This window comes from Ancylomarina sp. YFZ004, from assembly GCF_054254355.1.
Genome location: NZ_JBTCHQ010000003.1, coordinates 106193 through 118184 on the forward strand (window position 1 = coordinate 106193; position 11992 = coordinate 118184).

Annotated in this window: 11 protein-coding genes; 5 read left to right on the forward strand and 6 right to left on the reverse strand. The window is 35.3% G+C overall.

Annotation, left to right across the window (positions count from 1 at the left end; translation table 11 throughout):
• Nucleotides 1–10 precede the first annotated feature (10 nt).
• On the reverse strand, nucleotides 11–397 hold the full coding sequence (locus ACXR6G_RS06040) for a hypothetical protein (RefSeq protein ID WP_458360509.1): 387 nt from the start codon (nucleotides 395–397) through the stop codon (nucleotides 11–13).
• Between the two features lie 116 nt (nucleotides 398–513).
• Between ACXR6G_RS06040 and ACXR6G_RS06045 the strand changes: the two genes are divergently transcribed.
• Nucleotides 514–894 (forward strand): winged helix-turn-helix transcriptional regulator, encoded by a 381-nt coding sequence (locus ACXR6G_RS06045; protein ID WP_458360510.1) that lies wholly within the window; start codon nucleotides 514–516, stop codon nucleotides 892–894.
• Nucleotides 895–995: 101 nt separating this feature from the next.
• On the opposite strand, the gene ACXR6G_RS06050 is transcribed toward ACXR6G_RS06045, so the two are convergent.
• Complete coding sequence (locus tag ACXR6G_RS06050; protein ID WP_458360511.1) at nucleotides 996–1844, reverse strand: hypothetical protein; 849 nt, start codon at nucleotides 1842–1844, stop codon at nucleotides 996–998.
• 204 nt (nucleotides 1845–2048) lie between these two features.
• Entirely contained in the window at nucleotides 2049–3962 is a 1914-nt protein-coding gene (locus ACXR6G_RS06055) for an LTA synthase family protein (protein WP_458360512.1), read from the reverse strand.
• Between the two features lie 197 nt (nucleotides 3963–4159).
• Here ACXR6G_RS06055 and ACXR6G_RS06060 point away from each other — a divergent pair, with 197 nt between their 5' ends.
• The 4 genes from ACXR6G_RS06060 to ACXR6G_RS06075 all read left to right on the forward strand — a co-directional run bounded on the left by ACXR6G_RS06060 (nucleotide 4160) and on the right by ACXR6G_RS06075 (nucleotide 7981).
• The gene (locus ACXR6G_RS06060) at nucleotides 4160–4732 is read left to right on the forward strand and encodes a Crp/Fnr family transcriptional regulator (protein WP_458360513.1); all 573 of its coding nucleotides are present in this window, start codon (nucleotides 4160–4162) and stop codon (nucleotides 4730–4732) included.
• Nucleotides 4733–4830: 98 nt separating this feature from the next.
• Nucleotides 4831–5598, forward strand: coding sequence for an MBL fold metallo-hydrolase (locus ACXR6G_RS06065; protein ID WP_458360514.1), 768 nt, complete (start codon nucleotides 4831–4833; stop codon nucleotides 5596–5598).
• A 327-nt stretch (nucleotides 5599–5925) separates the two neighbouring features.
• Entirely contained in the window at nucleotides 5926–7401 is a 1476-nt protein-coding gene (locus ACXR6G_RS06070) for a serine hydrolase (RefSeq protein WP_458360515.1), read from the forward strand.
• Nucleotides 7402–7684: 283 nt separating this feature from the next.
• Nucleotides 7685–7981, forward strand: coding sequence for a hypothetical protein (locus ACXR6G_RS06075; RefSeq protein WP_458360850.1), 297 nt, complete (start codon nucleotides 7685–7687; stop codon nucleotides 7979–7981).
• 402 nt (nucleotides 7982–8383) lie between these two features.
• On the opposite strand, the gene ACXR6G_RS06080 is transcribed toward ACXR6G_RS06075, so the two are convergent.
• The 3 genes from ACXR6G_RS06080 to ACXR6G_RS06090 form a co-directional block, all read right to left on the reverse strand.
• Nucleotides 8384–9433 (reverse strand): lactonase family protein, encoded by a 1050-nt coding sequence (locus tag ACXR6G_RS06080; RefSeq protein WP_458360516.1) that lies wholly within the window; start codon nucleotides 9431–9433, stop codon nucleotides 8384–8386.
• A 253-nt stretch (nucleotides 9434–9686) separates the two neighbouring features.
• Complete coding sequence (locus ACXR6G_RS06085) at nucleotides 9687–10661, reverse strand: cation diffusion facilitator family transporter (RefSeq protein WP_458360517.1); 975 nt, start codon at nucleotides 10659–10661, stop codon at nucleotides 9687–9689.
• A gap of 119 nt (nucleotides 10662–10780) precedes the next feature.
• Nucleotides 10781–11836 (reverse strand): CNNM domain-containing protein, encoded by a 1056-nt coding sequence (locus tag ACXR6G_RS06090; RefSeq protein ID WP_458360518.1) that lies wholly within the window; start codon nucleotides 11834–11836, stop codon nucleotides 10781–10783.
• Nucleotides 11837–11992: the final 156 nt, after the last annotated feature.

Here is an 11992-nt window from a genome sequence, read left to right on the forward strand (position 1 = left end):
CTTTTTTATATTATTGATTATCTCTTAATTTCAAATAGCTCAAAACAGATAGGACTATAAAAAATACGGGATCGGACCATCCAAAACCTATAAAGATCTGATTAAAACAGGCATAGAGGGTGATAATCACGCCAAGAATATTTGTCCAAAACAGGCCTGTGAATAACTTTTGTGCAACTATACTTTTGTTCTCAATATCCCTGAATATAAAGCCTAGAATAGCAATTGCACCCAGGAAGATGCTATTGTGTTGTGATAAGAAAACCGAGTATTGATCATTTAGCTGAACCCCATAGTTTGGCCATATTAATTTTGGAAAAAAGAATAGGCCAATTGCAAAAATTGCATGAATGCTACTGTGAATTAATAGAAAGCTGCGGTTGTTGATTTTTTTCATCTTGACTAGAATTTTAATTTTTTTGACAAAGTTAAAGTCAAATAGTATACTTTTGGTATGTGTTTCCCTTAGGAAACTAGTTTCCTAAAGGATACTACTATTAAAAGCTTTGTGAGATGAATAAAAAGCAAAATTCAGAAATGTCAGATGAATGCAGGGAGCAAATAAGAGCACTTTCGGATACGATGGAGCTACTATCTGGCAAATGGAAGTTGATTATACTTGGCACCTTATTGCGAAATGGCACCATGCGATTTATGGAATTGAAAAGAGTTTTGGCTGGTATTGCACCTAAGAAATTATCTAAGGATTTGCAAGAATTGGAGTTAAATCAATTAGTTACTAGAGAAGTGATGAATACAAAGCCCATTACTGTAGAGTATTCATTAACCGATCATGGCAGAACCTTGGATGCCTTGTTGGGCGAAGCCATAGATTGGGGATTGAAGCATCGTAAAGAGATTATCAAGTCTAAGGATGCATCTATTGTTGAATAGAAAGCAATAAATAAATCCCAACTTGCTATAAGCTAGTTGGGATACTATTTTGATATAATGCTATGGTTTGTTTTTACTGTGTCAATAGTTTGTATTGATATTTACTGTCTGTATGTTCCATCAGGCAATACTTTTGGAAATTTGTATTCAGGATCGGTTAACAGTTCATATATTGCGACATCAGTATTTTTCACTAGTTCAGGCGTATTGAGCTTCCATTCTTCTGCAATTTCATTCAATCTGTTTTCCTGAGCACCCAGAATCGAAGACATAGCCCAATAGAGATATTCAATAGTTTGGCAATCACCATAATCACATGTCTCGTCATCGTATGAATACCAAGCTTCTGCATGATAAGTTGCAGGAATTGTTTCAAAATAACCTCCTCGAGCAATATCCATGGCATTTGCAAGGCTTGTTCCTCGTTCTAAGCCAAAAACACTAGGATAAGCATTTGCATGACCTGCCACATTAATAATATGCCACACCTCTTCCAATGAAGCATCAAACCTTCCTGTTTGTCCATTTGTATGCCAAGCGGGTACAGTTTCGTCAGCACCCAAATCTTGTCCCGATCTGCCAGACGGTTCATTAGATGGATGATCATTTTCGGTTTTCCACATATATAAAAAGGCTTTATTTTCTAGCATCTTATCAAGTACTAGTTGATTATCTATAGTACCATCCTCATCATTATCTAAATATTGCGCCATCACATTTGCTGCATGCAGTAATTTGACATCTTCTACACCAGCAGCCGCGTAGATATCCACACCAAATACAACGACTTTTCTATTAAATGAAGTAAGTTCTGCATCTGTATTGGCAATAATTGTAAAATTGGGATCCTTCCCAGGGACAATGCTTATTGATTTTGAAGAGTCATTGTCTTTTGAACAAGCATTAAATGTTAATGCTATTCCTAAAATAAGAGTTGTTAATTTGTACATGTTTTAAAATTTTAGTGAATAAAAAAGCGCATAGATCAGTAAGGATCCAATAGGATCGATACTGAAGTATGCGCTTAAGAGCAATATTACATCTAAACTAATATTCCCAAAGTCTTCTTCAGTGTTGAAATATTAGTCTGCAAACTATATGTCTTTTAAATCAAGTGTTTGCTTCTTGATTCCTACAAGTAGGTTTCATTTTTACTAATCTGTGTACTTATATAATTTATGATGAAAGAGATAACTAGCTGTTTGGTAATAGGTAATCGCATCTCTCAGTTCATTTTTGTTGAGTTGTGTTTCAGTTGGAGTCTGATTGTTGATTAGATAAGACTCTGTTCGCTTTGTTGGCAGCTGAACGGTTAATCGATCGTTACGTAGTAATCCAATCTTCTGATAGGTTCCCAATAGGGCACGATTCGGTTTATCCAGAAGAATATCTTTTCCAAAAAACTTTGAGGTATAGTCCATATTCAATAAGCCCATTATGGTCGGTGCAAAATCAATCTGAGAAGACAAAGCCTTGTTTTCTCCTGCAGGAATAATATCAGGGGCATATATCATTAAAGGAATATGGTATTTCTTAACAGGAAGTGATGTTTTACCTGCACTGGATGCACAATGATCCCCAACGACTACAAAAATGGTATTCTTAAACCAAGGCTTACTTTTTGCTTCACGAAAGAATTTGGCAATGGCAAAGTCTGTGTATTTCACAGCGCCATTTCTACCCGAATGAGAAGGAATATCAATTTTGCCATCAGGGTAGGTATAGGGACGATGATTGGAAGTCGTCATAATAAAATTGTGAAAGGGTTTTCCTGCTTTATAAGCACTGTCAGCGACTTGACTAGCCTTGGCAAATAAATCCTCATCGCAAACGCCCCAAGCATTCTCGAAGCTTATCTCCTCATCAACGAAGGCTTTTCGGTCAACAATATTATAACCACTATTCCCGAAGAAATAGTTCATATTATCGAAATAGCCATTTCCTGCATAAATAAAATTGCTTTCGTAGCCTTTAGACTTCAAAACATTACCCAGAGTAAACATGTTTTCATTATTAGGACGCTTTACAATTGAATAGCCAGGTGTCGGTGGCAATGATAAAGTTAAAGCCTCCATACCACGAACCGTACGTGTTCCCGTTGCATAGAAATTGGTGAAGAATAGAGATTGTTGTGCAATGGTATCCAGATTAGGTGTGATATCACGCTTGGTATTACCAAACTGAGTAAAGAAGGATGCACTTAAACTTTCAACTGTAATCAGCATGATATTATAGGACTTGTCATCACCCGGATAAGTAATCTGACGTGTGACATCAAAGACATCATCACTTATAAATTTACTATTCGATGTTTTAATCAGACTACGCAAGTTGGTAAAGGCTTCCGTATCGTCCATGCTATGATAAAAGGATTTGTAATCCAGTTCATTGTTTCTAAATGCTGAGAAAACCTGATAAATGCCATTGTGAGCCAATTCATTAGAGTAACTATTATCTGTTATTTCAGCTGAGCTTTTATCGATAGAATAAAAGGCAATAAGAGGTAATAGCCATAGAATGAGACTTGTAGTTAGGCGTGATGTGAAATGTGATTTAGAATTGATCGTTTTATCGAAATGCTTTTTAACCAGAGTAAAAATTCCTGCAGAAAGCATTAACATACCCATGATAATAATTGGCATGGGGTAAGATTCGCGAATGTTTGAAATAACCTCGTGCGTATAAACCAGATAATCAACGGCTATGAAATTATAACGAACAGAAAACTCTTCCCAAAAGAACCATTCGCCTATGCCTGAAAAAACAAGAATACCAATGCTGATAATGAAAAAGATGTAAGATATCCAACGGTGAACTTTTGTGTTAAATAATCGATCAGGAATAAATAAGAGATAGAAGACAAAAGGAATGATGAAGTAGGAGATGGCTATTATATCATAGAATAAACCAAAAACATAGATTTGAATAAACCGAAATAGGTTTAAGTCGACATTTTGAAAATCTTTTATCAGTAATATGCTGCGAACCATAAAGGAAAGGCATAGGAATATTAGACTGAATAGAACAAGGCCACCATAACGGCTCTTGAGAATTTTTGTGAATCTCATGCTTCTTGAATTGTGTGTGATTTTTATTACAAGCCAAAAGAACAGTGCGTTTCTAACAAAAATCTAACAATGGAGACAGAAGAAAGCCAAAAAGCTTTAAAATTTCTTAAAATGTATAAGCAAGAAACAAAGCCTTTATTTGTTTGCAGGCTGTTTTGATTTTGATAATTTTGGTAACCTTTAATTAAATAATAAGAATGAAGAGCACAGATAAACTCTATAGTTTTTTTGAAACAGATTATCCCTTGAACAAGGATGGGTTGGATGAATTGATTAAGTCCTTTAAAACACTTTTGTTCAAAAAAGGGAATCTTTTAATTAGGGAAGGTGATTATGAGAATCAATTGCGATTTATTGTATCTGGAGCTGTACGGGAGTATTACAGTTCGGAGGATAAGGATATCAATATCAACTTTTACACCTCTTCTCAGTTTATTTCCGATTTTAATGCCTTCAATAAGTCGGTTCCAACACGTAAATATCAGGAAAGTCTTAATAATGTTGAGATATTAGTTTTGGATAAAGATATGTTTCTCAGATTTCTTGAAAAGTACCCATGTGGAAAAAGTTTTATAGAACTAACCTTTCAGAATTTGCTTGAAAAGAAAGAGTTATTCGAATATAACCGTTTAACAAAACCAGCTGAAGAATTGTATAAGATCATTTTAAAGAATCATCCTGATTGGTTTCAAAACGTACCACAATACCATATTGCTTCGTTTTTGGGAATTACACCAGAAACCTTAAGCCGCATTAGAAAAAGAATCTAGTTGCATCAAAAATATGCTTCTTGATTTGAATCAATGGAATTGGTGTATCGTAACTCTACTTTTGTTCTTATCAATTTAAAGACAAATAATATTACGATATGAAAATTCATCATTTAAGAAGTGCCAGCTTTGTTATTGAAGCAAGTAATCAATTCATTTTGGTTGACCCTATGTTAGGACAGCAGGGATCGATACCACCATTTGCTTTTTTTCGACATAAACCTAAAAAGAACCCCTTGGTTGAGATGCCAGTCCATAGCCAGGCGATCTTAAGCAAAGTAACTCACTGTTTAATTACTCACTTGCACCCAGATCATTTGGATGTGGAGGGAATCAAATTCCTGAAAGAAAAGAATATTCCAATTATAGCAAGTTTGAAGGATGAAAAATCATTAAAAAAGAAAGGTCTGAATGTGGTTCAGACGCTTGATTATTGGAAAGAGGATGGTTTCCTTGATGGAAAAATTACAGGTATTCCAGCACGCCACGGTTACGGTTTTATTGCTAAGCCAATGGGGAATGTGATGGGCTTTTATCTTGAATTACCTAATTCACCCAGTATTTATATCAGTTCGGACACCATCTATACGAATGATGTTGATAAGGTTTTAAAAGAATTCAAACCTGAATTGACAGTCGTCGCAGCAGGTTCTGCTCAATTCGATATTGGAGGTCCTTTATTAATGCATCTTAATGACGTGTTGAAGTTTATTCAGAATTCGCCCAATAAGGTGTATGCAAATCATATGGAAGCAGTCAACCATTGTCCTACAACAAGAGAGAAATTAAGAAGTGCGCTAAAAACCAATCAACTTCTCGATAAGGTATTTATCCCTGAGGATGGCGACACATTTGAGATGGATTAATAATATATCATTGAGTTTGCCCGGAAGTTATGGCTGGCTTGCCTACACCAAGAGAAGCATGCGAAATTGTGAGTGAGGAAGGGGATTTAATCCTAGGAAATGGCTTAAGGGCAGATTTGTTGTGCAAGAATGGTATCGAAATAGACAATGATTGGCTTTAAGCCTTTCAAATAATTAAATAGATAATTAAAACTAAGCTCTACATTTTATTAAATGTGAAGCCTTTTGTTTTGAGCTCATATTCAGATCTTTTTGTCCCTCCACAAAAAGATTCGTAAATTGAGGATTGTTGTTTAAATAATTCTCACACTCTTAAATAATTTCAAGATGAAAGATCTTTCTAGAAAAATAAGAATGAAGAGTCTCTTCCTTTGTATTCTGATTCTAGGCTTCGGCCTGTCTTATTCATTCGGTCAAACGAAGGTAGATAAGCTAGACCAATTGTTTGAGAAATATACCGAATATGAGCAGTTCAATGGCTCGGCTCTAGTTGCCCAAAACGGTAAGGTCATCTTTAAAAAAGGTTTTGGTATGGCCAATATGGAATGGGATATTCCCAATAAAGCTAATACCAAACACCGATTGGGTTCAATTACTAAGCAGTTTACGGCTATGTTGATTCTTCAACTGATGGAAGAAGGCAAAATAAAGCTAGAGGCTTCTATTACAGATTATCTACCAGACTATCCGAAGGATAAGGGAGATGTAGTGACCATTCATCATTTGTTGACACATACATCGGGTATTCCATCTTATACATCTTACCCTAAATTTATGAAAGAGATCAGCAGAGATCCTTATTCACCTGAAGATTTCACCCGTTTTTTCGCAGATTCAACTCTGCAATTTAAACCCGGATCAACGTATAGATACAATAATTCGGGCTATTTTATTCTGGGTGTAATTATTGAAAAACTGACAGGGAAAAGCTATGAGGAGGCTTTAAGAGAAAGAATTTTTAAGCCTTTGAATATGATGCGTAGTGGATTTGATCATCATAGAGATATTGTGAAAAATCGCGCTACGGGTTACGAAAAAAGAGGAGAACGCTATATTAATGCTCCTTACCTTGATATGTCATTGCCTTATGCGGCAGGTTCCATTTATTCCACAGTTGAAGATTTATATCTCTGGGATCAGGCACTCTATACCAATAAGCTATTGACAAAAGAAAGTATGGCTTTATTCTTTGGTAAACACATGCCGACTGGTCAGAGATATTACGCCTATGGTTGGAGTGTTGGACCACAACAAGTTGGTTCTGGAGAAGATTCTGTTTATACAATCTCCCATGGTGGTGGTATCAATGGCTTTAATACCATTATCAATCGAATTCCTGAAGACAAGCATCTTGTGGTTTTATTAAATAATACAGGAGGTACAAACTTGGGCGATATGAACAAGGCCATAACGGCTATTCTTTATGAGAAAGCCTATGATATGCCTAAAAAGTCATTAGCTAAATTTTTGCGTAAATTGATTTTAGATAAAAATTTAAAGACTGGTTTATCTTGGTACGAGACTAATAAAAGTTCGAATACATATGCTCTTAAAGAGAATGAAATGAATCAATTGGGTTATCAGTTCCTTCAAATGGATAAAACAGAAGCAGCCATCGCTATCTTTAAAATGAATGTGGAGGGTTTCCCAAAATCGAGCAATGCGTACGATAGCTTGGGAGAAGCTTATATGAAAGCGGGCAATAAGGAACTCGCTATTAAAAATTATAAAAAATCGGTGGAATTAAATCCTAATAATAAGAATGCAGTAGCAGTTATACAGAAGTTGGAAAGTGGAGAATAATTTTGATTCATCTCAATGTTTCTTGTACTACAATCTCCCATTTAGGGGAGATAAAGGTGGATGTTTGAAGCTTTGCAGAAAGAAACACTCCCTAGTCATAATGAAACGTGAGGTTCCCATTGCGATCAATGTCTACAAAATTATTTCTTCCCAAGTTCGTCTTGTTCTTTTCTAAATCGGCTTATCGAGATGGGACTGATACCTAAATAGGAGGCAATATCTTTCAACGGAACTCTTTTATTAAGATGTGACAAAGGGCTAGGCGAAGTGTAAAGCTTTATGAATATCCTTTTCCTTATATTATCACTATTTATCAACCAAAACCTTAAACGAAATTGAGGAATTTAGATTCAGAATAAAAGGAGATGATATAGTCATTTTTGATAAGACCGATGTGACAACGATCTTACTCCGCCCAGACAAAACTTTTGTTATAGCCTTTGTTCCCTATGTGGATAGCTTTGAGGAATTATGTTTGTCTGCAAAAAAGGAATTCAATCAGATGATTAACACGATCGGCATAGGCTTAAGTGAAAATATCATGCGATTGAATACCATTCATTATTCTGCATTACCCTAGCTCAATTTCAAAAGTTTAAGTCACCCCTTAAAGATCGATTCTGTTATTGGAAACCCGAGGATTTCTTTTGGAAAAGCCCATGAAGTCGATAATAAAAGGCTTATGTCTGTCGCCGTATATGTTACCATGGTTTTGTTGATGACTATCATATTGGCGCCTATATCGATCAATTTCAGGCTTATTTAAGTGAGTAGATAAAAGAGGACTTCCGTTGATCTTATTAGTATTATTTTTCATCTTTATTCTCTAATATATCGTACTTGGCTTTTCGTTCTGATTATAGTTATCGCACCTGTTTTTTTAATTGATACTGAAGGACGAATTATAATACGGTTTGATATTGAAAACTAGGAAACGGCTTTGTTAGAACAGTTTGATAAAGATCAAATTATAGGTGCCAGATCAAAATAATACACATACGGGGCTATAGGCCTCAATTTCTTCCACATAGTCTAATAAACCCGTTGTTTTATCGCGTTTAAATGAGACAATATTGTTTGAATGCTGATTGGCTACCAGTAGGTAGTTTTCATCAGGAGATAATGAGAAATTACGGGGCCACTTACCATGAGTCGATTCATGAGCTAGCAGATTTAAAGATCCATCCTGTTGATTAACGCCAAAGATCACAATACTGTTATGTCCTCTATTGGATACATACACAAATTTCCCGTCTGAAGAGATATGAATATCGGCAGTGGTATTCGTTTCAGTATAAGCCATTGGTAGACTAGAAAAAGAAAGCCCTCGTTTATATTGGTTCCCATCCGTTTTAAGAACTAAACTTATAGTGCTATTCAATTCATTTAAAACATAAATCCATTTGTTATTAGGATGATACACTAGGTGACGTGGCCCAGCACCATCAGCCATCTTCAGTTTATATGGATTTGAAGCTTGTAATTTATGAAGGACTGTATCCAGTTGTGAAAACCAGAGTTCGTTTGTTCCCAAATCAAGTGAAATGATCGTATTATTAGATTTTTCAAACCAAGCAGAATGAGCATGTGGAGCTTCTTGTCGATCACTTGTGCCTTTTCCACTATGTTGTTGGATATCCAGCAGATCTGACAACTCGCCTTTATTATTCAGCTTCAGCAAGCCCACATTGCCTCCAGTGTAATTGGCAGTAAGCACATAACCAAACTTGTTGAGATTCACAAAGCAAGGATGAGCTCCACCTGTAATACTCCGACTGATAAATGAAAGGCTATCATTTGAAATGGAGAAAGATTCAATAGTACCAACGCCAGCAGGTTTACTAATTTCATTTACAGCTAGTAGGAATTTTTTGTCTTCACTCATAGCCAAAAATGAAGGGTTAACAGACTTAGCGACTAAACCAAGAGATTTTAAGTGTCCATTTTTCTCTAACACATACTTGTAGATCCCTTCACTTTCATTATCGGTATAAGTACCAACATAAAATGAATAGGTACTAGACTCTTGCATAAGTTCTTTTTTAGTATTCTTACACCCTGTTAAAACAAGAAGGGCTATAATAAGGGTTTGGAATTTCATGTGATTATAATTTTCTAGTTAAGTGCATATAGAAGTCGCTATTTGAACTTTTAACTGTGTCAGGATGCATGAGAATAGTTAGTTTGACTTCGTCGCTTGGCAATTCAAACGAATCTTTCCGGTTAATTAATCCATGTAAGTCAGATCGTGTGACAATGTAATAATTTCAATTTAACGACAGTTATCAGCGTTTGGTTATTTTCTCAAGAGTCCATTTTATATCATTTCTGAACTGATGTTTACGGTATGTACACGGATGAATACGGCAGTTGGGACACAAATCAGGATAACAGGCATCGGTATGAATTGTAAAATCAATTTTGTCTTTAAAGTGGTCAGAAATTGCAGCTACGACCAAATCACTCTCTTTGTGAGCAGAGGCAATATTCATATACCAGGGCAGTGTTAGATCACAATCGATATGATAGGCATCACCATACTTTACTAATTTCAGATTGTGTATGTCAATCCATTTATCTGATTTATTTTCCCATAAAATATCTCTGACCTTTTCGAGTATGATAAAATCGGCTTGATCCATTAAATTCGCTGTGGTTTCTTTTAATATTTTATATCCTGTATAGATGATAATTGAGCCGAATGATATGGCTATGGCACTATCAAGCCATGCCTTTTTAGTTATTAATAGAAGGAATAATCCAACAACTAAACCAATGCTTGAATAGGTGTCAGACTGCAAATGTTTGCCTCCGGATACCAAGGCTATTGAATTGTGTTTTCGCCCGATTTTAATACTGTAATATCCCAGAATGTAATTTATAAGTCCTGCTATAGCAACAATAAGAATTCCAATATCTAATTGTTGTATTTCATCAGGGTAGAATAAACGTTTTAAAGCTTCAAAAATAATAACTAAACCTGCGATAATAATTAAAATACCTTCGATAGAAGCTGAAATGGATTCTATTTTTCCATGTCCAAAAGGATGATCTTCATCTCGGGGTTTTAAAGCAATACTAATACTGTATAGACTAACAAAACCAGTTAAAACATTAACAGTACTTTCCATCGCATCTGTTAATATTCCTACCGAATTAGTCAGGTAATAGGCAATGAATTTACCTACAAAAAGAATCACAGTAACAAATACAATTCTTCTTTGGGCAATTAATTTTATTCTATCCTGATTTAATTCCATTCAGCAATCATTTAGTTTTGAATAAAATCTGTGTTTCTTGAGACAGATTTTTGAGATAGATTCAGCTTATCCTTAACAAGTAAATTATCATAACGGCTTTCTTATCTGTAAGAATTCATTTATTCTTCTGAATCATCAAGCATATCGTATTTTGCTTTTCGCTCAGCCCATCGCTCACGGGCGTATTGTTGCATATCAGTGATTCTGTCCCTCTCATCAACGATCTCAAGGCCCAAGAGGGTTTCAATAATATCTTCCATAGTCACAATGCCATCCATTCCGCCATACTCATCTACAATGAGGGCAATATGTTCCTTTTTTTCAAGCAATATTTCCCAAAGTTTAAAAACGGTTTGGAATTCGTGTGCAATGACGATCTCTCTTCTGATATCACGGAGCTTTAAGTTTTTTTCCTTTTCAGCAAGTTTCTCGAATACGGTTTGTCGAAAGATATAACCTGTAATATTTTCAATATCCTTTGAATAGACGGGAATACGAGAGTAGTAGAGGAATTCCTTTTTTACAAGAAATTCTTCCAGAGGCATCGCCTCATCTGCTGCCGTCACAACCACTCTGGGTGTCATTATTGCAGAGACCTTAAATGTTCTTAATCGAATTAAATTTTGAATGACTTTATTTTCACTGTCCTTAAAAACACCTTCCTCAGTACCAATATGAGCCATGGCAGATATTTCCTCACGACTCACAGAAATATCCTTAGCATCCTTTGAAAAGAACTTGGTAATATAACCTGACATGATCACCAAGGGATAGCTTATAATCACCATAGCATTCATGATAATACCTGATGATAGGGCTAATCTTCTCCAATATGTAGCTCCAATTGTTTTTGGTATAATTTCAGAGAAGATTAAAATGAGTAAGGTGAGAACTGCTGAGATAATTCCAAAATAGACTTCACCAAAAATTTTTGTAGCCTCAGCACCAACACCAGCCGCTCCAATAGTATGTGCTATGGTATTAAGTGAAAGAATGGCTGCCAGAGGTCTTTCAACCTGATTTTTAAGTTTAATGAATATTTGGGATGATTTATGTCCTTCTTTTTCCTTAACCAATAGAAAGGATAATGGCGTTGAAAGTAGCACGGATTCCATAATTGAGCATAAAAAGGAAACGATAAGAGCTAAACTGAGATAGAATATTAGAAGAAGCATTGTTGTTGTTGTATTAGTCGAAAAGATATAGTTTTATTTGATTCTGTTAAGAAGCACCTACCTATAAAGATAGCTAAGAAAAAATATTATTTCCTCAAAAATGAGCACAAAAAAAATCCCCTTAGCTATTAAGCCAAAGGGATTTTCTATAAATGA

Bases quoted from the DNA above. Each gene is read 5' to 3' on its own strand.
- ACXR6G_RS06065 (WP_458360514.1), top strand. From the start codon at position 4,831: ATGAAAATTCATCATTTAAGAAGTGCCAGCTTTGTTATTGAAGCAAGT.
- ACXR6G_RS06080 (WP_458360516.1), bottom strand. From the start codon at position 9,433: ATGCAAGAGTCTAGTACCTATTCATTTTATGTTGGTACTTATACCGAT.
- ACXR6G_RS06060 (WP_458360513.1), top strand. From the start codon at position 4,160: ATGAAGAGCACAGATAAACTCTATAGTTTTTTTGAAACAGATTATCCC.
- ACXR6G_RS06055 (WP_458360512.1), bottom strand. From the start codon at position 3,962: ATGAGATTCACAAAAATTCTCAAGAGCCGTTATGGTGGCCTTGTTCTA.
- ACXR6G_RS06090 (WP_458360518.1), bottom strand. From the start codon at position 11,836: ATGCTTCTTCTAATATTCTATCTCAGTTTAGCTCTTATCGTTTCCTTT.
- ACXR6G_RS06040 (WP_458360509.1), bottom strand. From the start codon at position 397: ATGAAAAAAATCAACAACCGCAGCTTTCTATTAATTCACAGTAGCATT.
- ACXR6G_RS06045 (WP_458360510.1), top strand. From the start codon at position 514: ATGAATAAAAAGCAAAATTCAGAAATGTCAGATGAATGCAGGGAGCAA.
- ACXR6G_RS06085 (WP_458360517.1), bottom strand. From the start codon at position 10,661: ATGGAATTAAATCAGGATAGAATAAAATTAATTGCCCAAAGAAGAATT.
- ACXR6G_RS06050 (WP_458360511.1), bottom strand. From the start codon at position 1,844: ATGTACAAATTAACAACTCTTATTTTAGGAATAGCATTAACATTTAAT.
- ACXR6G_RS06070 (WP_458360515.1), top strand. From the start codon at position 5,926: ATGAAAGATCTTTCTAGAAAAATAAGAATGAAGAGTCTCTTCCTTTGT.